The 22,892-nt window shown below is 63.4% G+C and carries 22 protein-coding genes; 13 read left to right on the top strand and 9 right to left on the bottom strand.

The window, feature by feature from the left end; genetic code table 11:
* Positions 1-264: 264 nt before the first annotated feature.
* Entirely contained in the window at positions 265-837 is a 573-nt protein-coding gene (locus THI_RS10735; protein ID WP_013106274.1) for a TMEM165/GDT1 family protein, read from the bottom strand.
* Between the two features lie 43 nt (positions 838-880).
* On the opposite strand from THI_RS10735, the gene THI_RS10730 reads away from it, so the two are divergent.
* The 11 genes from THI_RS10730 to THI_RS10685 all read left to right on the top strand — a co-directional run bounded on the left by THI_RS10730 (position 881) and on the right by THI_RS10685 (position 14,034).
* Positions 881-1,159, top strand: coding sequence for a metal/formaldehyde-sensitive transcriptional repressor (locus THI_RS10730; RefSeq protein WP_041608988.1), 279 nt, complete (start codon positions 881-883; stop codon positions 1,157-1,159).
* Positions 1,156-2,424 carry a CDF family Co(II)/Ni(II) efflux transporter DmeF gene (gene dmeF / locus THI_RS10725; protein ID WP_041608987.1) on the top strand — a complete coding sequence of 423 codons (1,269 nt, stop codon included), beginning with the start codon at positions 1,156-1,158 and terminating at the stop codon, positions 2,422-2,424. Before THI_RS10730 ends, dmeF begins: the two co-directional genes overlap by 4 nt.
* A gap of 421 nt (positions 2,425-2,845) precedes the next feature.
* Positions 2,846-5,365 (top strand): LPD7 domain-containing protein, encoded by a 2,520-nt coding sequence (locus THI_RS10720; RefSeq protein ID WP_013106271.1) that lies wholly within the window; start codon positions 2,846-2,848, stop codon positions 5,363-5,365.
* 73 nt (positions 5,366-5,438) lie between these two features.
* Entirely contained in the window at positions 5,439-5,582 is a 144-nt protein-coding gene (locus THI_RS18870; RefSeq protein ID WP_156515511.1) for a hypothetical protein, read from the top strand.
* On the top strand, positions 5,575-7,998 hold the full coding sequence (locus THI_RS10715; RefSeq protein ID WP_013106270.1) for an ArdC family protein: 2,424 nt from the start codon (positions 5,575-5,577) through the stop codon (positions 7,996-7,998). Before THI_RS18870 ends, THI_RS10715 begins: the two co-directional genes overlap by 8 nt.
* 144 nt (positions 7,999-8,142) lie before the next feature.
* Complete coding sequence (locus THI_RS10710) at positions 8,143-10,077, top strand: type IV secretory system conjugative DNA transfer family protein (RefSeq protein ID WP_013106269.1); 1,935 nt, start codon at positions 8,143-8,145, stop codon at positions 10,075-10,077.
* Positions 10,074-10,655 carry a S26 family signal peptidase gene (locus THI_RS10705; RefSeq protein WP_013106268.1) on the top strand — a complete coding sequence of 194 codons (582 nt, stop codon included), beginning with the start codon at positions 10,074-10,076 and terminating at the stop codon, positions 10,653-10,655. The genes THI_RS10710 and THI_RS10705 overlap by 4 nt, the downstream gene beginning before the upstream one ends.
* Before the next feature lie 79 nt (positions 10,656-10,734).
* Positions 10,735-11,088, top strand: coding sequence for a TrbC/VirB2 family type IV secretion system protein (locus THI_RS10700; RefSeq protein WP_013106267.1), 354 nt, complete (start codon positions 10,735-10,737; stop codon positions 11,086-11,088).
* 2 nt (positions 11,089-11,090) lie between these two features.
* Positions 11,091-11,282, top strand: coding sequence for a hypothetical protein (locus tag THI_RS10695; RefSeq protein ID WP_013106266.1), 192 nt, complete (start codon positions 11,091-11,093; stop codon positions 11,280-11,282).
* Positions 11,279-11,578 carry a conjugal transfer protein TrbD gene (trbD, locus tag THI_RS10690; RefSeq protein WP_013106265.1) on the top strand — a complete coding sequence of 100 codons (300 nt, stop codon included), beginning with the start codon at positions 11,279-11,281 and terminating at the stop codon, positions 11,576-11,578. Before THI_RS10695 ends, trbD begins: the two co-directional genes overlap by 4 nt.
* Complete coding sequence (locus THI_RS10685) at positions 11,575-14,034, top strand: VirB4 family type IV secretion/conjugal transfer ATPase (RefSeq protein ID WP_013106264.1); 2,460 nt, start codon at positions 11,575-11,577, stop codon at positions 14,032-14,034. Before trbD ends, THI_RS10685 begins: the two co-directional genes overlap by 4 nt.
* A 174-nt stretch (positions 14,035-14,208) precedes the next feature.
* On the opposite strand, the gene istB is transcribed toward THI_RS10685, so the two are convergent.
* The 6 genes from istB to THI_RS19650 form a co-directional block, all read right to left on the bottom strand.
* Entirely contained in the window at positions 14,209-15,027 is an 819-nt protein-coding gene (istB, locus tag THI_RS10680) for an IS21-like element ISThsp2 family helper ATPase IstB (RefSeq protein ID WP_013104225.1), read from the bottom strand.
* Positions 15,020-16,540, bottom strand: coding sequence for an IS21-like element ISThsp2 family transposase (gene istA / locus THI_RS10675; RefSeq protein WP_013104226.1), 1,521 nt, complete (start codon positions 16,538-16,540; stop codon positions 15,020-15,022). The genes istB and istA overlap by 8 nt, the downstream gene beginning before the upstream one ends.
* Before the next feature lie 81 nt (positions 16,541-16,621).
* On the bottom strand, positions 16,622-17,389 hold the full coding sequence (locus THI_RS10670; RefSeq protein WP_013106263.1) for a nucleotidyl transferase AbiEii/AbiGii toxin family protein: 768 nt from the start codon (positions 17,387-17,389) through the stop codon (positions 16,622-16,624).
* The gene (locus tag THI_RS10665; RefSeq protein WP_013106262.1) at positions 17,386-17,694 is read right to left on the bottom strand and encodes a hypothetical protein; all 309 of its coding nucleotides are present in this window, start codon (positions 17,692-17,694) and stop codon (positions 17,386-17,388) included. The genes THI_RS10670 and THI_RS10665 overlap by 4 nt, the downstream gene beginning before the upstream one ends.
* Positions 17,695-17,721: 27 nt before the next feature.
* A complete protein-coding gene (trbB, locus tag THI_RS10660; RefSeq protein WP_013106261.1) occupies positions 17,722-18,492 on the bottom strand; it encodes a P-type conjugative transfer ATPase TrbB in 771 nt (256 codons plus the stop codon).
* Positions 18,438-18,674 carry a hypothetical protein gene (locus THI_RS19650; protein ID WP_456154933.1) on the bottom strand — a complete coding sequence of 79 codons (237 nt, stop codon included), beginning with the start codon at positions 18,672-18,674 and terminating at the stop codon, positions 18,438-18,440. Before THI_RS19650 ends, trbB begins: the two co-directional genes overlap by 55 nt.
* A gap of 181 nt (positions 18,675-18,855) precedes the next feature.
* Between THI_RS19650 and THI_RS10655 the strand changes: the two genes are divergently transcribed.
* Entirely contained in the window at positions 18,856-19,275 is a 420-nt protein-coding gene (locus THI_RS10655; RefSeq protein ID WP_041608986.1) for a hypothetical protein, read from the top strand.
* A 24-nt stretch (positions 19,276-19,299) separates the two neighbouring features.
* A complete protein-coding gene (locus THI_RS10650; protein ID WP_013106259.1) occupies positions 19,300-19,947 on the top strand; it encodes a hypothetical protein in 648 nt (215 codons plus the stop codon).
* On the opposite strand, the gene THI_RS18110 is transcribed toward THI_RS10650, so the two are convergent.
* Both THI_RS18110 and THI_RS10640 read right to left on the bottom strand, forming a co-directional pair.
* Entirely contained in the window at positions 19,930-20,535 is a 606-nt protein-coding gene (locus THI_RS18110) for a lytic transglycosylase domain-containing protein (RefSeq protein ID WP_013106258.1), read from the bottom strand. The genes THI_RS10650 and THI_RS18110 overlap by 18 nt on opposite strands.
* Positions 20,532-22,691 (bottom strand): DNA topoisomerase 3, encoded by a 2,160-nt coding sequence (locus THI_RS10640; protein ID WP_013106257.1) that lies wholly within the window; start codon positions 22,689-22,691, stop codon positions 20,532-20,534. Before THI_RS10640 ends, THI_RS18110 begins: the two co-directional genes overlap by 4 nt.
* Positions 22,692-22,892: the final 201 nt, after the last annotated feature.

Here is a 22,892-nt window from a genome sequence, read left to right as displayed (position 1 = left end):
GGCCAGAGCCTCCTATCAGTCAGACCATTGCACCGATACGTCTGCTCAGGTCACACATAGGTGACATTCGTGTTGTGCACGCTTCGAATTTCCACCATCGTTTCTAGCGTAGAGGTGCTGTCGATCCACGCTGGCCTATTGGGCAGTTCGTGTTTCACCTGCAAGTATTTACGTAAAGTGAACGTCCAGCGCTCTGACCGATAAAGCGCACCTTGGTCAAAGCGGATCGTCGGCCAGTAGAGTCGAGAGTTAGCTTGCTGCTACTTACTGGGCCTGTAATGCCGTACGCAACGCGAGTGCACCTAGAACGATGAACATGACGGCCGCGACGGCATGGATCCAACGGCTCGGCAGCCGATCCGCAAATCGGTGTCCGAACAGCACTGCCGGCACGTTCGCCAGCAGCATGCCCAGCGTCGTACCAGCCACCACTGGAATCCATTCGCTGAAGCGCGCAGCCAGCGCGACGGTCGCCACCTGGGTCTTGTCGCCCATCTCGGCGAGGAAAAATGACAGCGCGGCCGTCAGGAAGATGCCGCGCGCGCTGCGTTTGGACAGGTTCTCCTCATCCAGTTTGTCAGGGACCAGTATCCACAGCCCCATGACGACGAAGGACAGGACGACGGCCCAGTTCAGAACCGACGGTTTCAAGGTGTGGGCGAGCATGTCACCCACACCGGCGGCGATCCCATGGTTCGCCAGGGTCGCGATCAAAATACCCAGGATGATGGGAATGGGCGCGCGATAGCGGGCCGCCAGCAGCAGGGACAAGAGTTGTGTCTTGTCACCGATCTCAGCTAGGGCGACCAGAACGGTTGATGTGAGGAAAGGATGCATGCGTTAAACATTATCGGATAGGGGGGTAGGCTATCATAGGGATATGAGCCATACCATCCGCCAGAAAGCCAAGCTGCTGAACCGGGTGCGTCGTATCCGGGGGCAGGTCGACGCCATCGAGCGCGCACTTGAGTCGGAAGCCGGGTGCGAGCAAGTGCTGCATGTCGTCGCCGGTTGCCGCGGCGCTCTCAATGGACTGCTCGGCGAGGTTGTCCAGGAACATATCCAGAGCCATCTTGTCGAGCCGTTGAAGGGCAAGAATCCGATGGCTGCCGACGCGGCCGAGGAGCTTGCTGACGTGTTCAGGAGCTATTTCAAATGAACGCCATTCCACAACTTGCCGTACCAGACCACGAGCATGTTTTCCTGGGCGAGGGCCACGACCGAAACGCACACAAAACCTGGTGGGTGATCGCCCTGTGCAGCGTCGTGATGGTGATTGAGATCGTCGGTGGCTTGCACTTCGGCTCCCTCGCCCTGATCGCCGACGGCCTGCACATGAGCACCCACGCAGCAGCGATGCTCATTGCGGCCGTGGCCTACACCTATGCGCGACGGCATGCGCGCGACACGCGTTTCAGCTTTGGCACGGGCAAGGTCGGCGACCTCGCGGGTTTTTCCAGCGCGATTATCCTGGCGATGATCGCGCTGCTAATTGGCTATGAGGCCGTCGACCGCCTGCTCCATCCTGTGCGCATTGGTTTCAACGAGGCTATCGCGATCGCCTTCCTCGGACTGATAGTAAACATTGTCAGCGCCTGGATGCTCAGTGGCGGCGACCATGGTCACCACCACGGCAATGGCCATGCGCACGACCACTCCGGTCATGCACATGACGACGAGCCGAAGGTTATTGACACCCCGGCCGGACGCCTGCAGTTGAGCATCTTCGAGGATGGGGTTCCTCCGCGCTTCCGGGTGCGCTCTCTCCAAGAGCCAGGGAGTGCGCAGCCCCTTTGGGCGGCTGATGTCATGCTAACCACGGTGCGCACCGGCGGGGAAGAGCAGCGCTTTGCCTTGCGTGACGTAGGTGACTGCTGGGAGTCAGTCGAGGAGATTCCCGAGCCACACGATTTCAGCCTGCACGTGAAGCTCGGGGCGCGCTTCGAGTCGTTCGGCGCCACGCTGCATTACGAAGAACCCATACCCCATACACATGGCGGGCACCACCGAGACCACAACATGCGTGCAGCGTTTGTGCACGTTGCGGCGGATGCGGCAGTCTCCGTCCTTGCGATCCTGGGCTTGGCCGCAGGCAAATTCTTCGGCTTGAATTTCATGGATCCGGTCATGGGCATCGTCGGGGCATTGGTGATCGCCAATTGGTCATTCGGCCTAGTCCGCGACACGGGTGCGATTCTGCTCGACATGAATCCAGACCGTCGGCTTAGCCATGACATCGCGACGCTGGTGAAGGCGCAGGGTGACAGCATCCGCGATCTGCACCTCTGGCGCCTGGGCCCGGGCCACTTGGGCGCGATCCTCGCCGTGCAAAATCATGACGGCGAAAGGGATTGTGTTCATTACCAGCGCCTGCTCGCCCGCTTTTCCGATCTTTCCCACGTGACCGTTCAAGTCACGCGCTAGATGTTCCGGGTGTTCATGGGAAGAGGCCCTTTCCCTTGCGCGCCTAGATGGGAATTAGCGCCGACGCCGATTTGAGCCATGCGCCGGGTTTGCCGTGAGCCGATTGGAAAGCGCCGAAATTCAAGCCTGCCGCTGCACGCAGTTCGTTTGCCATGGTCAGATGGCGGCTCACCAGAATCATCGAACGGCATTAGATGGCCGACAGCGGCCTTTCTTTCGCTCGGCCCGACCGAGCGCTAAGGCCGATCAGCAGTCCCCCAAAGAGTCGGTTCGACCCCGAACACCAGCGCGCCGCCTCGTCCGATCGACACGCCGCCGCCGGTGGCGGCTTTCGATTGAAAGCGACGACGGGTTGAAGCGGGAAATACGGCGGGTCTGATCAAACGCCGCACCATCCGTCCCCACCCTGCAGAGTCAGGGCATGGACACGACCCAGCTCACCCAGTTTCTCGACTTCGCCCGTCTGCAGGATGTGCACATCGACCCGCAGCGTCTGCAGGTAGATGGCCGTATTCACCGCGCCGACGTGGGCGACCGCCCGAATGGCAGGAACGACGCAGCCTATCTGCTGCGCGAGGACGGCACCGGCTGGGTGACCAACTTCAAGGCCGAGGGCAAACCCATCGCCTTTCGCCCGGAGCTGGCGCGGGAACGCACGCCTGTAGAACAACAAAAGGTTGAAGCCGAACGCGTCGCCTGGCTGCGGCAACAAGCTGAGCGACAAAAGGCCGCAATTTCCGACAGCCTGGCGCGCTGGGAGGCCAGCCATGAGCCGCAGAACTTTCCCTATCTTCAAAACCCCGCACTGCCCACAGCTGGGCTGCGGCAGCACAGTGCGCAATTGCTCGTGCCCATGCTCAAGCTCACCGCCGGTGAACCCGGCTGGGTTGGCACACAGCGCATCGCCTGGGCCGAACCGGGCCAGTCTGCCGACAAACGCTTCGTCGCGGGTACGCCGACACAGGGCGCCTTCGCCGTCATCCCCATCGACGGTCAGGACGCCGAAGCGCCACTGCGCGCCTTCGAGACCGCCAAAACCGCCCCGCATGTCGTGATGTGCGAAGGCATCGGCACCGCGCTGGCCCTCCATCAGGCCACAGGCCTGCCCGTCATTGCCGCGCTCTCGGCGCAAAACCTGCCCGATGTCGCCCGCGCCCTGCATGACGAAATGCAGGGCCGCATGACTCTCTACGCCGACAACGACGGCGAGCGTGCTGCCCACAAAGGACAGATCAATGCCCTCAAAGCCGCCCGCATCCTCGGCAGCGCCCGCACCGCTATCGCCCTTCCCGAAAAAATCTCCGGCGTCACACCCCCCGGCTACGACGCCCGCGACCAACTCCGCGACAGCGGCCCGGATGCGATCCGCGCCACCCTGGATCGCGCGGTCCCGCCGTGGATTTTCCAGCGCAGCCATCCCGGCCTCGCGCCATCCGCCGGGCAGGGGCGTCAGCCCTTGTCCCCCACTCCCTATCTCAAGCAGGAGAAACCGATGGAACCACAAGCTGAAATCGAACCGCAGCAGAAACCCGCCCCCGATGAACTCGCCCCTCTCCAGCAAGCTGTGAACCTGAAGCGAGCGGAGTTCGCCGACCTCAACGCGGCCCTGGAGCAAGTCGAGTCCGAAAAGGAGCCGAAGCCAGAGCAAAAAGTGGCGGAAGTCAGCGACGCAGAGAAAGAAGCCGCCTTGTTGAATGCCTGGCGCGAAGCGGCCCAGCCCGCCCGCGAAATTCGCACCAAGGCCTGGCATGACCTGAACGCGCAGCATCAAGCTGCGCGGGAATCCCTGTTTTCCGGTCTGGCTCAGCAACGCGCCGAAACCGTCAAGAATGGGGGCGATCCCGATGTGCAGACGTTCGAGGCCGCCAAGCAAATCGAGCATCTGCAGAAACAGCAGGCCGCCGAGCGCAAGACCCTGGCCAGCAGCCTACCTCTCGTTCCGACCCTGCGCGAGTTTCTGGAACCTCGCGCCGAACACGACCCCGCCGCCGCCCGTCTGCTCGAACAAGAAAAACGCCGCGATCCCGCGCAGCAAAGCATCCGGGGCCGGCGCACCGCCGCGATGGAACCCGAAGTGCTCGATGGCCTGACCCACGACATCGAGGACGGACCGCCGAAGTGCGTTCACTATGCGCGCGATGGCGAGCGGGTGATGACAGACCGCGGCGAGCGGGTCGATCTCTACCACGTCGATGACCGCGAGATCGAGGCCGCCCTGCGTCTTGCCGAGCAGAAGTACGACATGGACAAAGGGCTGCAACTCAACGGCAGCCGCGAATTCCAGGAGCGCACCGCCGAGATTGCCGGTCGCATGGGTCTGAAAGTGCAGAACCCCGAACTGCAACAGACCTGGCAGCTCGGCCGCCTGCAAACCCTGCAGAGCGAAGAACTCGGTGCAGACACAAGACTCACCGCGCCAGCAGTCGGCAAGGGCAGCGTCGAAGCGGCCCGCGCAGATCATGGCGGCGACAGGCGCGCCTACACCGTCGATGCACAAGCCATGCAGGCCGAAGCCTTGCTCGGCAAGCTCGACATCCACGGCTTCGACGCCCTCGAACGCGCCTCGCGCGATCAGCCCCTCACGCCAGAGCAGCGCACCCAACTGCAGGGCCATGACGAACAGACCCGCCTGATCGACGACAAGGATCGCCTCACCCCGCTGGGCGAGCGCGTGACCGAGCGCATGTGGGCCAAGATCGAGACCGAACGGGAACAGCTTCAGCAACAACTGCGCACCCGCAACATCGACGAAGAGCTGAAAAAACGCGAAGCGCAGGAACAAAAGCAAGAGCGCACCGAAGAAAAGGCGCAGGAAAAAGCCGTGGAACGTGAAGTCGTCGCCCATGAGCGCGCCGAAGAACGCGAGGTCGAAGCGCCGCAGCGCGCGCCTGTCCGTTCCCGACCGCGGCAACCCAGCCGCGACATGAGCCTGGGCGGCTGAGCCTCCTGTCCCCACTCCACAGAGTCTCTCCGTGGCGCGTCGTGCGCCACGGCCTATCTCACAGGAGCCCGTCATGCAAAACCCCGAAACCCCAGCCGTCGTCCCTGCGGACGGCGCCCCCGAGTTTGAGTCCATCTTCGTCCCTGACCGCGCCACGGCCGAAGCGCTCGGCGCGGACTTCGAAGATGACACGCAAACGGAGGCTGATCATGGCTGAGAACATCAAACCCGATCACCCCGTCAAACCGCCGCGCGACCTGCGCCAGGAACTCACCGACAAACTCGTTCAGACCTTGGAGCAGGGACAGATTCCCTGGGACAAGCCCTTTGCCGCGTTGCGGGCAGGTCTGCCGCGCAATATGGAAACCGGCCGGGAATACCGTGGCGGCAACCGCCTCATGCTGATGCTGGAGCAAGCCGATCGAGGTTACACCGATCCGCGCTATGGCACCGTCAAGCAGATCAACGCCCTGGGCGGGCGCATCAAAAAGGGCGAACACGGTCTGCCCGTCGAGCTGTGGAAAGAACAACCCTTCTATGCCCGCAAGGACATCAGCGTCACGCTCAACGGCATGCGGGTGAAGGTGTTCAGCGAGAAGAACGGCCGGGCGGCGGTCGGCATGCCGACTGACAAGGACGCCACCCTGCACGTCAAGACCACCGATCTGCGCGTGCAGCGCCGCACCGAACAAGGCCCGCAACATCTGAGCTGGGACAAGGCGCGCGAACTCGACACCTGGACATCACGCGTTCACACCGTGTTCAACGTCGCGCAATGCGAGGGGCTGAAACTGGAGCCCCTGGCACCTACCCCGACCTTCGACCCGGTGACGCGAGGCGAGTCGCTCAAGGAGGCCATGGCGCGCGATGGACTCAGCTACGGCGAGCATCCCGAGCACGCCTTTTATTCGCCCAAGCGTGACCAGGTGGTTCTGCCTCCACGCGGCGCCTTCAATTCCGAGTTGGGCAAGGAGGAGGGCGCGGCGCGCTACTACGGCACGCTGCTGCACGAGATCGGCCATGCCACCGGCGCAGCGCACCGTCTGAATCGTGAAGGAATCACCGGCGGTCACCGCTTCGGCTCCGAGGGCTACGCCAAGGAAGAGCTACGCGCCGAGATGTTCAGCCTGTTCGCCGCCGCCCAGACCGGCATCCCGCATGACGCCGAACGTCACGCCGCCTACGTTCAGGATTGGGCCAAGGTGCTCAAGAACGACAAGAACGAAATCTTCCGGGCCGCAGCGGAAGCGGGCAAGGCGGTGGATTATGTGCTCGCCAAAGAGCAGTCCCTGCAGATCACGCAGGAGCGACAGGCTTCTGCAAGGGCAGCGGAGATGGCTGCAGAGCCTGCGCAGCAGCCAGAATCGGCGCAAGGCAAGCTCAAGACCGTCGAAGACATCGGCCCGAGCGTAGACGGCGGGCTGAATCCAGATGCAGGCAAACCCACGGGTAAACCGCCAACCCTGCATGATGCCCTGGAGGCCAGCGGGTGGAAGCGCACGCAGGGCGGTTCCTATGAAAAGACCTTCCTGCTGGACAAGGAACCAAACAAAGGCGGCGAGTTCACGCACGGCAAGGGAACCGTCGAGAAAATCCTGAACGTCAACACCCAGTCCAGCGGGTTTGTGATTGCACAGGGATGGGACGACATTCCCGTCCCCGTCATGGACGGCTTGTCGCCCACGGAGCGCGTCGCTGAACTCGACCACGCGGCCAAACAGCTTCTGATGGCTGAGCATGGAAAAAGTCTGGGCGTGACGGCCATTCGCGGCAAGGGTGAACCAGAGGTTCAACCCGAGCCCCCGGCGCACGACAGGATGCAGGAGGCACTTCTGCGTGAAAACGAATTGCTGTCCAAGCAGCCTCACGAACTGACCTTTGCCGAGTTCGCCACCGTTGCCACGGCGCAGAAACTCGGCCCTAACCATGGGCGGGAATGGGCCGTGTTCAACGGCAGCGCGCAGCGCGGCGAACTGATGGGCTACGCCGAGGGCCCGACCGCGAACGATGCGCTGCGCATGATGCACAAAAACCGGGTCAACAACGCGCTGTACGACAACATGCCTGATGCGGTTCATCCGCCGGGCATGGAACCAAAGAGCATGCCGCCTCAGCAGGTACTTGACGAATACCCCGATCTGAAAGAGAAGTTCGCGCCGGCAATCGAAGAGCATCGTCAGATGCTCGCCAAGGAAGACCGAAAGGCAGCCGAGTACCGGGAGATGACGGAACCCAGCGCCTACGAAAAAGCCGTCCAGAACTTTGTTGCGAATGGCGGCAAGGAGCCAGAAGCGCGCCGCATCCTGGACAGCGAGATGGCGGGTGATGTGTCGCCCAAAGCGCTTGCCGATGCTCTGGCGTTCCACTGCTTCGCCGACGCCGTAGGCGCCGACAAACTGGCTGCCGACATCCTCGCCGAACAAAACCGCAAGGTTCTCGACAAGGAGGACCGCAAGGCAGCCGAGTATCAGGTGATGAAGCAGGCTGAGCAGGGAGCAGGCAAGGACAAGTCCAACGCGTCCGATCGATCCGCCGAGAAATCCTCCGAACCGCCCGAGGCTGACAAACCCGAGCGCCCAGCCCGTCCCCGTCTGCGCCAGTCGAACCGCAAGGCCGCGGCGATGGAACGCTGAACCCAGCACGCCCAGCGGCCGGTGGCGCAAAACCGCCGCAGCGCGCGACCGGATTCCTTCCCCCCTGTTGGCGATCCTTGCCGGGGCGCACGCCGACTGGCCCACGTCACGGGCCGCCCCCAAACCTTTCCAGGCAGCACGACCATGAGCACCGCATCCGAAGCCATCTACCACATCCCCAAGGCGCAGAGAGACATCACCCGCTTCGTCTGGACGGGTCTGGGCCTGTTCATCATGATCGTGCTGCTGTCCACCTGGGCGGCCACCGAATACGCCGCCTGGGCCTTCGGTTTCACCCCGGCACTGGGTGCGCCCATGATCCCGCCGTGGCTCTACGCCCCCTACGACATCCTGATCTGGACCTTCAAATACAACCGCATCGAATACGGCCAGGCCGTGCTGGACATCCTGGAACGCGCCCACCTCATCATGGGCGTCGGCGGCTTCCTCTCCCTGGTGCTGCCCGTAGGCATCGCCTACCGCCGCTCACGCAAGGCCGACGCCGAACGCAACGATCTGCACGGCTCGGCGCACTGGGCTACAGCCCCGGAAGTCGCCGCCACAGCCATCCTGCCAGACGACAAAAACAAGGGCGGGGTGCTGTTCGGCGCCTGGAACGACGGCCCGCAGGTGCGCTATCTGCGTCACAAGGGGCCGGAACACATGATGGTGTTCGCGCCGACGCGCTCCGGCAAGGGCGTGGGCATCGTCATCCCCACCTTGCTGAACTGGGATCAATCCGTCCTGGTGCACGACATCAAGGGCGAGAACTGGGCGCTGACCAGCGGCTTTCGCGAGAAAGTGCTGGGGCAGCGTGCCATCAAGTTCGACCCGACCTCTCCCGACTCCGCCCGCTTCAACCCCTTGCAGGAAATCCGCATGGACGGCAACCTGATCAAGGATGTGCAGAACATCGCCACCATGATCGTCGATCCTGACGGCAAGGGCCTGAACGACCACTGGGCCAAGACCGGCTTCGACCTCATGACCGGGGTGGTGCTGTTTGTCTTGCTCTACTGGGACGGCAATAGCCCAGACGCTCGCCTGCGTTGCCTGCATACCGTGCAGGCCATCCTCTCGGACGGCGGCCCGATCCGCGACATCGCCCGTGAAGCGGCCGAGCGCAATCAAGGTGAGGACGCCGAGCCGATGGAAGGCTCGCAGGCCGTGATGACCTACATCCGCGATGTCGCCCTGGAGAAAGGCGCACAGACCGACGATCCCCATGCACGTACCGGCTGGGCCGCTGTGGCGCAGGCCAGCCAGTCCTTCCTGAACAAGGCGCCGAACGAAGCCTCGGGCGTGCTGTCCACCGCGCTGTCCTTTCTCTCCCTCTACCGCGACCCCATCGTCGCCGACAACACCCGCGTCTCCGATTTCACCCTGGAAAGCATCATGGGCGGCGCTGATGTGGACGGCAAGCCGGAACCCAGGAAGACGGCGCTGTATCTGGTGGTGCCGCCCAGCGACAAGGATCGCCTCAAGCCCCTGCTGCGCCTGGTCATCAATCAGGTCGTGCGGCGACTGACTGAGGGCATGGACTTCGATGCCGGCGGGGCGAGCAAGAGTCGTTACCCCCATCGTCTCCTGCTGCTGCTCGACGAATTCCCCAGTCTGGGCAAGCTCGACATCTTCCAGGAGGCGCTTGCCTTCATCGCCGGCTACGGACTCAAGGCCCTGTTGATCGTGCAGGACTTGAGCCAGCTCTTTGCCGCCTATGGCAAGGATGAATCCATCATCAGCAACTGCCACATCCGCGTGGCCTATGCCCCGAACAAGATCGAGACGGCTGAGCTGCTGAGCAAGATGGCCGGTCAGGCCACCGTCAGCCACACCCAGCGGCAATACAGCGGCAACCGGCTTGCGGTGGTGCTGCAGAACGTCAACACCAATGAGCAGATCGTGCAGCGCCCGCTGTTGACCCCCGACGAGTGCATGCGCCTGCCGCCCGACGACGAGCTGGTCTTCGTCGCAGGTCACGCCCCCGTTTACTGCCAGAAAATCAAGTATTACCAAGACGCAGCGCTGGCCGAGCGCATCAAGCTCGGCGCGGCGGCATCAACGGGGAGACTGGCATGAGCATTCCCTACGCCATCGAACAGGCGATCGCTCGCCGCCGCGCGCCGCACTGGCATCGCCTCCTCATCCCCGTCGCGGCGCTGGCAACGACCGCCCTGGCCATCAACCTCCTGGGGTGGCTCGGCTGGCGGGTTAACTGGACCGAGAGCGAGCCGCTCGGCCTGTATCGCCTGCTCCCCGTCACGGCAAATTCCCGCATCGTCCGCGGCGAACGCGCCGAGTTCTGTCCCCCGGCCTCGGTGACGCCGCAGGCCTTCCCTTTCTATATGAAAGGCGACTGCCCGGGCGGCGGCATGCCGATGTTCAAGCAGATCGTCGGTCTGCCCGGCGACCGCATCACCGTCACTCCTCAGGCCGTGACCATTAACGGCAAGACCCTCCCTCACAGCGGCCAGCTTCCCGGCTCACCGAGCTTTCCAGAGGTGCATCTGCCTCACCAGCACGGCGTGTTCACCCTCGGCCCCGATCAGTTCTGGATGTATGGCAGCGGCGCCCGTCCAGCGATGGCCGCCCAGAGTTTCGACAGCCGCTACTGGGGGCCGATCACCCGAAATGACATTCGCCGCATCACCCGCTGATGCAGTTGTCCCCACCCCGCAGAGTCCGGGCAGGGCGCCAACGTCAGGTGTCCCGTTCCCCATTCTGAAAGGCATCCTCATGAAACATCTCAAAACGCTTTCCATCCACCACCGTCTGCGCGCTGCGGTCGTGCGGCGCCTCGTGCTCGCCTCTGCCGTATTCGCCGCCACCATGGCCGACGCCTTCGCCACCGGCGCGGGCGGCTTGCCGTGGGACAGCGCGGTCAGCACCCTGCAGAACGACCTGACCGGCCCGGTGGCCACAGCCATCAGCGTCATTGCCTTTTTGGCTGCGGGTGCCGCCCTGGTGTTCGGCGAAGAACTCGGGGGCATTGCCAAGAAAGCCTTGTACGTCGTACTCGGCGTGGCCTTCATCGTCCTGGGCAACAAGTTCCTCCAGGTGCTCGGACTGACCGGCGCCCTGGTGTTCTGAAGATGCACCCCGCCCTCTCACAGGCCGGGCAAGGCGGGGAGGCAACTCCCCGCCCCCAACTGCCCGAAGTCCTGATCGCCGTGGTGCAGGCCCTGGTTGAGCAGGGCTGGGAGTTGCCGCAGATCGTGGCGGCGCTGCGCCACACGGCCGACCTCACTGAATTCACTGACCGCGTGACCGGAGTTCCGCAATGAACGACACCAAATCCCCGATCCATGACTCGCTCAATCGCCCCATCCTGATGATGGGCGGTGAACGCCAGCTGGTTCTGCTGCTGGCCATCATCGCCGGGATTTTTATCTTCTCGCTGGCCAAGCTCTGGGCCGCTGTCATCGGCATCACGCTGTGGATGGTCGGCCAGTGGGCGCTGTCCCGCGCGGCCGCCTACGACCCCATCCTGTCAAAAACCGGCGGACGCTTGCTCAAATATCGCCGCTACTACCCGGCACAGGCCAGCCCCTTCGCCAAGGATCGCGAGGTGCGGTCATGATGGCGCTGGGGGAGTTCCGCTCTGCCGCCTACGGCTTGACGGACCTGCTGCCCTGGGCAGCGCTGGTGGACAACGGCGTCGTGCTGACCAAGGGCGGGGGCCTGATGGCCGCCTGGGAGTACCACGGCCCTGATCTGGACTCTTCCACGCGGGAAGAACTCGGCGCGATGGCTGCCCGCGTCAACGCGGCCTTGAAGCTGGGTGACGGCTGGGTGCTGCACTGCGATGCGGTGCGCGCGCCCGCACCGGGCTACGTCCCGCCCGGCGCTTTCCCCGACCGCACCACACGACTGATCGACGACGTCCGCCGCAACAGCCACGAGCGCAGCTTCGTGGGCTACCGCAGCCGGTTCATCCTCACCGTCACCTGGTTCCCCATGCCCGACGCCGCGAGCAAAACGGCCGATCTGTTTGTCGAGGGCCGGGTCAAAGCCACGGCCAGCCGCAACCTTGAACGCTTCAATGAACAGATCCGGGAACTGGAATCCCGCCTCTCGACCCTGCTGGAGATCCACCGTCTCAAAGACAACTTCGACCCTCGCACCGGCGTCCTCACCAGCCCGTTGCTGGCCCATCTGGAACAGTGCGTGAGCCTGTTGCCGGATCGCCGCCCCTTCCGCATGGCGCAAGTGCCCATGTACCTGGACGCTGTGCTCGGCCAGCACGATTTCACGACCGGCTTCATCCCCCGTATCGACCGTCGCAGCCTGTCCTGCATCGCGCTGACCGGTCTGCCGCCTGAGAGTTTCCCCGGCATTCTGGACATGCTCTCGCGGCTGCCGGTGTCGTACCGCTGGAGCAGCCGCTTCATCTACCTCGATCCCGGCCAGGCCGAGAAGACGCTCAACAAATACCGTAGCAAGTGGGCGCAAAAGCGCAAGAGCATGATGAACCTGCTGCGCGAAAACGCCGGCGGCCAGGCCACCCACATCAACGCCGACGCCGATCGCATGGCCAACGACGCGGTGCAGGCGCTGGCCGAAGCGTCCAGCGGCATGGTGCTGTTCGGCTACTACACCAGTGTCCTGCTGCTCTCGCATGAAGACCTGGAAGTCCTGGACGAATCCACGCGCGAGATGGTCAAGCTCATCGAGAACCGCGGCTTCGGCGCCCGCGTGGAGGACGTGAACGCGGTCGAGGCCTATCTGGGCACGTTGCCGGGCAACACCGCCGCCAATGTGCGCCGTCCCATCATTCATACGCTCAATCTGGCCCACCTGTTGCCGCTGACCGCCGTCTGGGCCGGGCCGGAGCACAACCCGTGTCCGTTCTACCCGCCAAACAGCCCGCCGCTGCTGCAGGCCAAGACCGACGGGGGCACGCCCTTCACCCTCTGTCTTCACGCTGCTGATCTGGGCCACTCTGCCATCCTCGGTCCGACCGGCGCTGGAAAGAGCACGCTGCTGGCCCTCGTGGCGGCGCAGCAATTTCGTTATCCAGGCGCACAGGTCTTTGCCTTCGACAAGGGCTATTCGATGCTGCCGCTGTGCTGGGCAGCCGGGGGCGAGCACTACGACATCGCGGGCGAGCAGGGTGATCTGGCCTTTTGTCCACTGGGCCGGGTCGATGAGCCTGCTGAGCGTGTGTGGGCTGCCGAATGGCTGGAGCAACTCTGCGAGCTGCAGGGCGTCAAGATGTTGCCTCACCATCGCCAGGAGCTGTTCCGCGCGATCACCCAGCTCGGTGCCTCGACCGAGAAGATGGCGCAGCGCACCCTGACCAACTTCCTGGTGCTGCTGCAGGATCAGAGCCTGCGCGAAGCCCTGCAGGCCTACACCCTGCGCGGCATGGCCGGCCACCTGCTCGATGCCGAAACCGACAGCCTGGGGCAGGACGTGTTCCAGGTCTTCGAGATGGAGCACCTGATGAACAAGGGCGACAAGCTCGTGCTGCCGGTGCTGACCTATCTGTTTCACCGTATCGAGCAGCGTTTCAATGGGCAGCCCACTCTTTTGATCCTCGATGAAGCCTGGATCATGCTCAGCCATCCCGCTTTCAAGGCCAAGATCCGCGAGTGGCTCAAAGTGCTGCGCAAGGCCAACGTCGCCGTGGTGTTCGCCACGCAGTCCCTGACCGATCTGGTGCGCTCGGGCATCGCCGATGTGATCTTCGAGTCCTGTCCGACCAAAATTTTTCTGCCCAACCCCGAGGCCGAGACCGAGAACATCCGCCCCCTGTATGAGGGCGTGGGGCTCAACGCCCGGCAAATCCAGATTCTGGCCTTTGCCACTCCGAAGCGACAGTACTACGTCATGCACCCAGACGGGTGCCGTCTGTTCGATCTTGGCCTGACCAGCCCCGAACTGGCCTTCGTCGGGGCCAGCGGCAAAAACGACATCGCGCGCATCCGGCAACTGCGCGAGACCCTTGGCGATGCGTGGCCCGCCCAATGGCTGCGCGAACGCGGCCAAAACCACGCCGCAGAACTTTGGGTGTTCGTGCCGATGGAATTTTGACCCACCGTGCCGATTCAATTTTGACCCGGGGTCTAAGGCCGACTGCGTCGCAGTCGGGTGTGGATAAGTCTACGGTTTTTGCGTGGGGTTGGCTCCTGGTGGGTGGGTTTGGATCCTTGGGGCAAGCTGCGTCGGGCGTAGCCCAGAGCGGCTTGCCCCAAGGGCTTGTGGGGGTCAAAGCGGTGTCTCGGGCTCAGCGGGCTGGGGTGCCTGTGCTGTGCCCGAACGCCTTTGCTCCCGCGCCTTGATGCGGGTCTTGGCGGTTTCCGTGCTGTGACGGAAGCGGTAGCTCTCGTTCCCGGTTTCCAGAATGTGGCAGTGGTGTGTGAGCCGGTCGAGCAAGGCGGTGGTCATCTTCGCATCGATGAACACGCTGGACCACTCGCCGAAGGCCAGATTGGTCGTGATCAGCACGCTGGTGTGCTCGTAGAGCTTGGACAGCAGATGGAACAACAAAGCCCCGCCCGCCTGACTGAAGGGCAGATACCCCAGCTCATCGAGAATGACCAAGTCCATACGCAAGAGGCTTGCCGCAATCCGCCCGGCTTTGCCCTGCGCCTTCTCCTGCTCCAGCGCGTTGACCAGATCGACGGTGGAGTAAAACCGCACCCGCTTGCCGTGCTGCGTGATGCCCGCCACGCCGATGGCCGTGCCCAGATGGCTCTTTCCCGTGCCGGGCCCGCCCACCAGCACGACGTTGTGCGCGGCTTCGGTAAAGGCCATGCTGGCGAGTTGCCCCACCAGCGTGCGATCAACCCTTGAGGCATCAAAGTCAAACCCCGCTAGATCGCGGTGCACCGGGAAGCGGGCCGAGAGGATTTGATGGCGTACCGAGCGCACGGCGCGATCTTCCTGCTCGGCCTGCAGCAAATGCTCGACGAGCCACTGCGCGGCATCCAGCCTGGCGTTCGTCCCCAGACCTTGCAAATCGGCCCAGGCGCCGGCCATGCCGTGCAGCCGCAACGCCTTGAGTTCCGCAATGACCTCACGCATGATCTCGCTCCTCGTCAGTCACCCGCAGGCGGTCATAGCGGGCCGTGTCGGCGCGGGGTGGATCGGCCATCGTCAAGGCCGTGGTCACTTGGGCGGGCTGGGGGCCGGTCTGCAAGCGCCCCATCACGTTGACCACATGCTCCACGCTGATGCGCCCGGACGGGGCCGTGGCTTCCAGCACCAGCGCAGCGGCCACCAGGACCGCCTCCAGCCCGGATGCGGGCACCAGCGCCAGCACCTGGGCCATGAGCCGGTCGCCCCCGTCTTGCCGCAGCAGCGCCTGGCGCAGTTGCTGCAAGGGCTGGGGCAGATCGGCAAACGGCGCGCCGTTGCGCAACGCCCCGGGTTTGCGTTGAATCAGCGGCACATAGTGCTGCCAGTCGTAGGTGGTCTGTCCCCGGTTGGCCAGCCGCGCATGGCGGGCCACACACACGCCGTCATGCACCACGACCACCTCGGTGGGATACACCCGGGTGCTCACCCGCCGCCCGGCGAGTTCACAGGGCACGGAGTAACGATTGCCAGCCATGGCCACCAGACAGGTGCTGCTGACCTTGACCGTGTTGTCCACATAGCCGTCGAACGCTGTGGGCATGGGCATGAGGTGCGGCTGCTCGTGCTCGAGCATCTCGGCCACGGTGAACTGGCTGAACTCGGGATGGAAGATCTCCTGCCACAAGCCACGGCAGCGCATGGCCAGCCAGGCATTGAGTTCGGCAAAGGAGCGCCAGGGCGTCGACAGGGCCTCAATCCACACACGTCGCCTGCTGTCCTGGACGTTCTTCTCCACCACCCCCTTCTCCCAACCGGAAGCGACGTTGCAGAAGTCGGGGTCGAACAGGTAGTGGCTGCACATCGCCGCAAAGCGCGCGTTGACGTCGCGCTTCTTGCGCGGGTGCACTTTGTCGACGGCTGTCTTCATGTTGTCATAGATGCCGCGATGCGGCACTCCGCCGAAGGCGGCAAACGCCTGGGTATGGGCGTCAAACAGCATCTCGTGACCTTGGCTGGGATAGGCCCCCAGCCAGAAGGCACGGCTGGCGCACAGCTTGACGTGGGCAACCTGCACGCGGTACGGCACGCCGCCCACCACCATGCTCTCTTCACTCCAGTCGAACTGGAAGGCTTCGCCCAGCGCAAACGTCAAGGGCACGAAGGCGTGCACAGCGCTCGTGCCATCGGCCTGTCGCCAAGCGCGCAGTAAATCGGTGACGCGGCTGTAGGCGCCGTCATAGCCTTGTCGCTTCAACTCGGCATGCAATGCCCTGGCCGTGCGCCGCTGCGCTTTAGGACGCTGCGCATCAATGGCCACGGCCTGCCGGAGCCACTCCACATAGGGCGCGAGCTTGCGCGAGGGTTGTGTTCGCCGCGCCGCGTACCGCGGTACGACATCGCCCGGCTGGCGTAGCCAGGTACGCACCGTGTTGCGCGACAGCCCCGTACTGCGGGCAATCTCTCGAACGGATTTGTTCTGGCGGAAATGCATCCGCCGGATCTTGCCAATCATGTCCATGGTGATCACTCCTGCTCCCCGTGCCTAAAAAAGCAGCAGGGTAGGTGGAACACCCGGGTCAATTTTGCGTCGGCATAACCTTCAAAAGTGGGTCAATTTTCGTTCGGCACGAACAATGTCTGGATCCTGCCGGTGTTTTGCCGGGGACTCGGCGCTGCGGCCTGCTGAGCGGTTGTAGCGGTCGGCCTGTTCCAACGCCCACTTGATGGATGCATCGAACGCTGGCTTGTCGGGAGCGCGGATCGCATCCCATGCCGCTTCTGCCGCCCGTGATGTGGTCATGGCATGCAAGGACTCTCGAATCGCATCGAGCCGGTCGCCAGGCAAAAAAACCTGCATGGACTTCGCGACGTGCCCAGCCGCGCTGTGCGCGACGACCGCGCGCCAGTCAAACAGGTCGCGGGGCGTCAATGCCCATCCGCGATAGAACAATTTCTTTGCGAGGACTTCATCCACCGGCTCAAGTGCGAAAGGCACCTCGACATCGGACGCATGCTCATCGGGCAAGCCAAGCAGCGACATGCTCACGATGAAGTCGATTTCCCCGGCAGGGAGTCGAAGTTTCAGCGCTGTGGCGGACTCTTCATATCCCGTCATGACGGACTCAAAGCGATCGTTCAGCCGGGGAGTGAGATACCCGATCCACTGTGGATCACGGATAAACAGGTCAATGTCATCGCTGATCCGGTGTTCGAAGGCCAGCATGAGCCGCGTTCCACCACCCAGCTTGGGGTCCATCTTGGACCCAGCGCGTTGCTCCGCATCGGCCACCATCTCGGCAGCAGCACGGGCGAGTTCGCGCCACGGGCCGCTGGCCTTGAACTGAGACACGTCGTCGCGCGTGGTCATGTCCGATCGGCAACCAGTTGCTCCCACGCCTTGACACGCGGCATGCCGTCCGCCAGGGTTTCGGCGTAAAGCTGATGGGCGTGTCGCCAGTCGGTCTTCGCTTCGCGGGCGCAGCTCAGGATGAGCGCAGGGTCGATTTCCGTAAAAAGGCTGTGCAGCAGTCCCCGAACGATGCGGGTCTTCTGTCCGGCAACGATATGCGCAACGGTGCCTTCGCGCAGCGCAAGCGCAAGATCAGCCGGGCGAACCACCGGGCCGGTCGCCGCGTTCAAATGCCCGACGGCAAGATCGAGTTTGCTGTCCATAGGTGCATTTTGCAGCAGGCGGCCTTTTCAAGCCAGCCGCTCGACGTGAAACCCGCCGCTGGCCGACCAGCCGCGCACGGCTGCCACTTCTTCGACCCGGCGGCCCTCGGCGGTGCGTTTGATGGAGACGACCACATTTACCGCTTCGGCGATCAGTTCCGGGTTGGGCGGCACGCCAGCTTCTTGAATGAGTTGACCGATGCGGATCAGCGTCGCGCTGGCGTCGTTCGCATGCACAGTTCCGACCCCGCCGGGGTGACCCGTATTCCAGGCTTTGAGCAAGGCCAGGGCGCTGCCGTCGCGCACTTCGCCGACCACGATGCGATCCGGGCGCAGCCGCATGGTGGCGCGCAACAGCCGGGTCATGTCGGAGTTGTCGCTGGTGCGCAGGAAGAAGACGTTTTCAGCGTTAACCTGCAGTTCGCGCGTGTCCTCGATCACCACGATGCGGTGTTCACCGTCAAGCCGGGCCACGGCGTCGAGGATGGCGTTGGCTAGCGTCGTTTTCCCAGTGCCGGTTCCTCCGCTGACCAAAACATTCAGCCGACCGGCGACCGCCTCTTCGAGTGCTTGGCGCTGGGCGTGCGTCATGATGCCCTTGGCGACATAGTCATCCAGGGTAAAGACCAGCGTCGCTTTCTTGCGCAACGCAAAGCTCGCACACTCGACCAAGGGAGGGATCAGCGCCTCAAAGCGACTGCCATCCAGAGGCAGCTCGCATTCGAGGATGGGCTGCTGCGGTGTCACCACGGTATCGAGCATGGCCGCCACGGTGTTGACGATGGTAAGCGACCGCACGGCGTCGAGCGCCCGGTCTGCCGCATGCCCTCGCCCAGGCGATCCACCCAGAGCGTGCCGTCCGGGTTGAGCATGATTTCGACGACCTTGGGGTCGTCAAGCGGGGTGAGGATTTCAGGCCCCATGGCCCGGCGAAGGGCCTCGGTCTGCCGCGCGCGCGATGTTTGATGTTCTCCGCTCATTTCTTGCCCCTTGCCTTTGTTGTTGGTTGATACAGGGATATGCCGCGAGGCGGCAAGTTGCGGACGGCAGGCTCAGCCCAGCGTTGCGGCTGCGACGCATTTGTTGATTATTCGTAGATATTCGACACGGATGGGTGTCGAAAAGAAAATTGTGGTCACTTTGATATAAGGGGTGACCAAAATGCGCAAAACCGCGGAAGAACGAGCACAGGACATTATCAACGGTCTGCCAGAAAAAAAATCAGGGTACGGCTGGCGGGAGCTTTGCAACTCGCCAACGGCATTCCTGAAAACATGGTTGCTTGGCCGCGCCGGCAGGCGGCTGGCAATGCTCGCTGCGGAAAACAAAAAAACCGCAGCACGCGGCGCGGCACATGGTTACATAATCGCGCGGCACGCAATCCTGGCACTGGAAAAATTGGCGCGCAAAGCGAAAGCCGCAGGCAGCCAAATCGTTGCCGACTTTATCCATTTTGTTTTTATGCTGGGATTGTGGGCGGCGCGAGCCGTGGCCCAGGTGCTCGACATTCGTCCGCCGCGAAATAAAAAAAACGGTGATAGCGGGCAGTTGGAATTTGCATTCTCCACATTTTCGGATTGATTACAACCAACCAAAGGATCGGTCATGAACACTCCAACCCAACACCTTTCCACCACGCCCTTGCACGCATGGCCGCCAGAGGCCCTGATGCGCGAGGCCAGGCGCACCGCGCTGTTTTGGCGCAATAACCCGGCTTTCCACGAAAGCCACGGGAGCCTGCAGTCCGGGGGGTTATATGCAAACCAGGAGGAGCGCTCGGCGGAAATTATCGTTCGCGTACTGTCCCGGCTCAAAAAAGAGCCGCCAAAACCCCACCTCGACCAAATCACATTTTTCCATCAGGTCGCGCGGTACTGCTTGGATGGCATTATACAGGCCAACAGCGCGCCCGCGAGTGTGGCGTATGCGGATGGGGGAGTTGAAGATGATGCCGACGACAGCGGTGGAATCGCCAGCCCATTTTTCGACGTCGCGGACGATAACGAATCGGACCACGCCGATGCAATACGGGATCTGTTCAAAAAAATTGGGGTCGGCGAAAAAGATTTTGCACTTTTTGATACCACCGCGGAAGAATGGAAAGAGACAACCGGGTCGTCGGAGCGGCATTGGCGGAACAAAAAAACACAGCGGAAAAAAGAAATTCTCTCAACAATAAAAGCAAAAAATCTGGGCGATGAGGTTGCGCGTTTGATGCCGCGCCTGCGCGATGTGCTACTCGCCGGGGTCTAATCCCTGACCAGCCGCGTCACGCAGCGCCACTTCGAGCCCGCCGCCCTTGGGCGTCAGCGGGCTCGCCTTTGGCGTCCAGGCGACGACAGGGCGGAGCGGCGGCAGCGCAGCGCCATCAGTGACCCACTGCGCCAGTCTGCCGCCAGGGATTGCCGGTACGACAACGCCAGCTTTTTCATACACCCGCGCCCCGTAGGTCGCTCCCATGGGGTTGCTGCGGAGTTTGCCGGTGTTGTACGCCGACAAGGTGGCGCGTAGATCGCCCGAGCGCTTCCACTCCTCCATCAGAACCGCCTGCGCGGCGTGCAGGTTTTGGCATGGATTGAGAGCCTGCTCGACGCCCATCCCCAGCCGGGGCAGGTTCTTGCTATTGATTTGCGCCAGGCCCAGATCAACCGAGTGCCCTTGCGCGATCAACTCCCGCGCCAGGCGCGCAGCTTCCGCCGCGGTCGCTGGGCGATAGGACTTGCCGCTGGTGTTGTCGTGCAGAGCCAAGGGATTTCCACCACTTTCCTGCTGCACGATTGCCGCCAGCGTCACCGGCGCAATCTGGGGCGCGCATTGCTCAAGCATCGTGACTGGCGTCATTTCATTGCCTCCCATTTCGTGCCAAGTTTGCTTTCATCCTTGCGTTCCGGCCACCAGGCGACCCTGCACCCGCCGCAGCGGTAGTACGCCTTGCCGGTCTTGGTTTCGTTCTTGAATGTCGGCTTTTTGCAAATCGGGCATTTCGGGCCGGTGGCGGCGGCGCTCGATGTCTTCTGTGCGCCATCGCCCTGCGGTCTATCCTCGAACCGCTTGCCCGGCTTGCCGCCGGCATCGCCGAAGGCGGCCTGGCAGTCCATGCAACGGTGATAGGCATTCCCCGCTTTGCTGGTCAGCTTGGCGCAGCGCGCACCACCGCACGCCGGGCAGGCGTGCATGGCGATGGATTGGTCTGTCAGCCTGCCGTCCAGCAGCGTCCGCGAAAACTCCCGCGTGGCATCCACCTGCGCCCGCATGAACGCAGCCAGCGGCGCTCGTCCTGCTGCGATGTCCGCCAGCGCATCCTCTTGCAGTGCTGTATAGCCAGGGTCGGCCACCTCAGGCGCCACCTTGCGCAGCATGTCGATCAACTGCGCACCCCGGTCGGTCGGGTGGATTTCCTTCTTGCTGCGCTCGGCGTACTCGCGGGCGATCAGCGTCTCAATCATTGAGGCCCGCGTGGCCTCAGTACCCAAGCCCGAAGTCTCCTTCAGGCGCGCCTTTAGTTTCGGGTCGGTGACCAGCTTATGCACGCCAGTCATGGCGGCAATCAGCGTGCCGTCGGTGTAGGGCTTCGGTGGCGTGGTGCGCTTGGCGACGACCTCGCCGCGCTCACAGGTGCGGGCCTCACCCTCGCGCAGATCGGGCAGCGCGCCTTGAGCTTCGCCTTGCTCTTGCCCCTCGTCTTCGTCCCTGCCGCCCAGCTTCGTCCAGCCGGGATCCAACACCACGCGCGCTGCAGCGCGGAACGTCAGCCCATCGATGTCGAAGATCGCTTCGCGAGTCTCAAATTTTTCGGGCGGAATGAACAGGCGGATGTAGGACTCGCGGATCAGGCCGAACACCCGCTTGGCGTCAGCCGACAAACCGGCCGCGTCTGGGCTCTGCCCAGTCGGAATGAGGCCGTGGTGCGCCTCGACCTTGGCGGTGTTCCAGGCCGCGTGCTTGCGCTCGGGGTCGATCCCCGCAATGTCCGTGCCACCGATGGCTTTCAGAATGCCCGCCGCCCCACCATGCATCTCAATGGGCAGGTAGGGGCAATCGGTGCGCGGGTAGGTGGTGACCTTGGCCTCGTAGAGTTCCTGCGCCGCCGCCAGCGTGTCCTTGGCCGACAGGCCCAGACGGCTGCTGGCGGCCTTCTGCAGCCCGCCCAGCGTGTAGGGCAGTGGGGCGGAGCGCTCGCCGGTCTTGCGGGTGTATCGGGTGACCCTCGCAGCCTTGCCGGTGATCTGATGCGAGGTTGCATCAGCGCGAGCCTTGTCCAGTAGGCGCCCATCTTCATCCACCAGATCGTCCCGCGTCTGCCATGCAGCCCTGATGCCGCCGTCCAGAAGCGCGACCACTTGATAAAAGTCGCGAGGCTTGAAGTGGCCGATCTCGCGCTGGCGATCCACCAGCAGCGCCAGGGTCGGTGTCTGCACCCTGCCGATACTCCAGGCGCCCGGCATGCCGCAGGCTTGCAGGTTGCGGCTCAAGGCGATGGAGCAGTTCATGCCCATGAGCCAGTCGGCCCGCTGTCGCGCCAGGGCGGATTCGTAGACGGGGCGCATAGCGGCGTTGTCTTTGATGCTGGAGAGCGCTTTGCGCACACTGGCATCATCCAGGCTGGACAGCCACAGGCGGGAGGTCTTACCCTTCCAGTTCAGGAACAGCAAGACCTCATCGACCAGCAATTGCCCCTCGCGATCCGCATCACCCGCGTTGACCATCTCGGTGGCGTCTTTGAGCAGATCACGGATCACCTTGACCTGATTGCCTGCACCACCGTCGCGCGGCGACAGCTTCCAGGTCGTGGGGATGACAGGTAAGTGCGACGCCAGCACCTTGCCGCCGTCTACATAGTCCTCGGGCTTGGCCTGTTCCAGCAGATGGCCGAAGCACCAGGTGACGCGGGTCTTGGCCTGCGGGCAATCAATGAATCCGTCGCTGCGTTTGGCACCGCCGATGACACCGGCGATGGCTTGGGCGACTGAAGGTTTTTCGGCGATGATGAGACGCATACCTGGCTCCAGAAAAAGGGGCCGGGTGCGTCGGCACCACCCGCGAATCGCGGCAAAGGAGCAACGCAGGAAATCCGCGAACCGCACCCGGCACATAGATATGCGCCGGGGCGGCACGGGGGCGGGGGTGTCGCGGAAGAACGAAAAGCCAATGCATGCCGCTGGCGCGGCACCAAGGCAAAGGCGGGGGCAAAGAAAGTG

The organism is Thiomonas arsenitoxydans, from assembly GCF_000253115.1.
Taxonomy (GTDB): domain Bacteria; phylum Pseudomonadota; class Gammaproteobacteria; order Burkholderiales; family Burkholderiaceae_C; genus Thiomonas; species Thiomonas arsenitoxydans.
Note: the sequence above shows the minus strand (reverse complement) of the source record. Positions and strands in the feature narration are given on the sequence as shown.

Excerpts from the sequence above, each read along its gene's own strand:
- THI_RS10650 (WP_013106259.1), top strand. The coding sequence starts at position 19,300 with ATGAACACTCCAACCCAACACCTTTCCACCACGCCCTTGCACGCATGG.
- THI_RS10670 (WP_013106263.1), bottom strand. The coding sequence starts at position 17,389 with ATGACCACGCGCGACGACGTGTCTCAGTTCAAGGCCAGCGGCCCGTGG.
- THI_RS10695 (WP_013106266.1), top strand. The coding sequence starts at position 11,091 with ATGCACCCCGCCCTCTCACAGGCCGGGCAAGGCGGGGAGGCAACTCCC.
- istB (WP_013104225.1), bottom strand. The coding sequence starts at position 15,027 with ATGCGTGAGGTCATTGCGGAACTCAAGGCGTTGCGGCTGCACGGCATG.
- THI_RS18870 (WP_156515511.1), top strand. The coding sequence starts at position 5,439 with ATGCAAAACCCCGAAACCCCAGCCGTCGTCCCTGCGGACGGCGCCCCC.
- THI_RS10720 (WP_013106271.1), top strand. The coding sequence starts at position 2,846 with ATGGACACGACCCAGCTCACCCAGTTTCTCGACTTCGCCCGTCTGCAG.
- THI_RS10640 (WP_013106257.1), bottom strand. The coding sequence starts at position 22,691 with ATGCGTCTCATCATCGCCGAAAAACCTTCAGTCGCCCAAGCCATCGCC.
- THI_RS18110 (WP_013106258.1), bottom strand. The coding sequence starts at position 20,535 with ATGACGCCAGTCACGATGCTTGAGCAATGCGCGCCCCAGATTGCGCCG.
- THI_RS10705 (WP_013106268.1), top strand. The coding sequence starts at position 10,074 with ATGAGCATTCCCTACGCCATCGAACAGGCGATCGCTCGCCGCCGCGCG.
- THI_RS10730 (WP_041608988.1), top strand. The coding sequence starts at position 881 with ATGAGCCATACCATCCGCCAGAAAGCCAAGCTGCTGAACCGGGTGCGT.
- istA (WP_013104226.1), bottom strand. The coding sequence starts at position 16,540 with ATGGACATGATTGGCAAGATCCGGCGGATGCATTTCCGCCAGAACAAA.
- THI_RS10655 (WP_041608986.1), top strand. The coding sequence starts at position 18,856 with ATGCGCAAAACCGCGGAAGAACGAGCACAGGACATTATCAACGGTCTG.
- dmeF (WP_041608987.1), top strand. The coding sequence starts at position 1,156 with ATGAACGCCATTCCACAACTTGCCGTACCAGACCACGAGCATGTTTTC.
- THI_RS10735 (WP_013106274.1), bottom strand. The coding sequence starts at position 837 with ATGCATCCTTTCCTCACATCAACCGTTCTGGTCGCCCTAGCTGAGATC.
- THI_RS10715 (WP_013106270.1), top strand. The coding sequence starts at position 5,575 with ATGGCTGAGAACATCAAACCCGATCACCCCGTCAAACCGCCGCGCGAC.
- THI_RS10700 (WP_013106267.1), top strand. The coding sequence starts at position 10,735 with ATGAAACATCTCAAAACGCTTTCCATCCACCACCGTCTGCGCGCTGCG.
- THI_RS10665 (WP_013106262.1), bottom strand. The coding sequence starts at position 17,694 with ATGGACAGCAAACTCGATCTTGCCGTCGGGCATTTGAACGCGGCGACC.
- THI_RS10685 (WP_013106264.1), top strand. The coding sequence starts at position 11,575 with ATGATGGCGCTGGGGGAGTTCCGCTCTGCCGCCTACGGCTTGACGGAC.
- THI_RS10710 (WP_013106269.1), top strand. The coding sequence starts at position 8,143 with ATGAGCACCGCATCCGAAGCCATCTACCACATCCCCAAGGCGCAGAGA.
- trbD (WP_013106265.1), top strand. The coding sequence starts at position 11,279 with ATGAACGACACCAAATCCCCGATCCATGACTCGCTCAATCGCCCCATC.
- THI_RS19650 (WP_456154933.1), bottom strand. The coding sequence starts at position 18,674 with ATGAGCGGAGAACATCAAACATCGCGCGCGCGGCAGACCGAGGCCCTT.